The following is an 879-nucleotide window of genomic DNA, read 5'->3' as shown; positions in this document are numbered from 1 at the left end:
TTCGCGTGCGGCTTATAAACTTATCGAAATTAATCAACGCTATAAGTTTCTCAAAAAAGGTCAAAAGATTATTGATCTGGGAGCTGCACCGGGGGGATGGTGTCAGGTATCAGGGTGTATTGTAGGGTCGAGTGATGAAAAGCCTAGTGTGGTTGGGATTGATTATTTACATGTTGACCCATTACCTGGGGTTGTGATGCTGGAAATGGATTTTTTACATTCAGATGCACCGCAGAAATTAATTGATGCTTTAGGGACAAAGCCGGATGTAGTACTTTCTGATATGGCCGCACCAACAACAGGCCATCGTCAGACGGATCATTTAAGGACGATTTATTTATGTGAAGTTGCTGCTGATTTTGCTCTTTCAGTTCTCAAGCCTGGGGGGCATTTTTTAGCAAAGGCTTTTCAAGGCGGGGCAGAAAATACCCTTCTCACGACATTAAAACAGAACTTTAAGACAGTCCATCATGTTAAACCACCTGCAAGCCGGTCGGAATCAGTAGAGCTTTATCTTCTAGCGCTCGAATTTAAAGCAAAAACAGAAAGAAAAGAGCAACTTTTTCTTTTTTAGAAAGTTTAAGTTTAATGACATATTGAAGTGACCGAATATTGTTCGACAATTTAAATAATTTTAAGTGAAGTAGACTCTAAAAGGGCACATAAATCCACTGTAAAAACATTTGTGTCCCCTATGGTAGTAGGGCATAATCAGGTACCCTTGCATGCCTTATTAACTGAATACAAGCTTTGTCTTATTATAAATTTTACTTTTTCAAAAAATCAACAATTTAATATTTTGCCTTTTCCTTCTAAGGGCTGCTACTATAAAACGTTTTTCTGAGTATTTTAAAGTCACTATATTTCCTAAAAATGCTT

General features: G+C 37.5%; 1 protein-coding gene. It reads left to right on the top strand.

Annotated features, from left to right (window positions below; all coding sequences use genetic code 11):
- Nucleotides 1–574: RlmE family RNA methyltransferase (locus ACFIO5_RS10975; protein ID WP_375705421.1), on the top strand; the 574-nt coding region annotated here is incomplete at its 5' end.
- Nucleotides 575–879: the final 305 nt, after the last annotated feature.

This window comes from Bartonella sp. AA86SXKL (assembly GCF_042196885.1).
The sequence above is the reverse complement of the archived record's forward strand: the minus strand, read 5'-3'. Positions and strand labels throughout refer to the sequence as shown.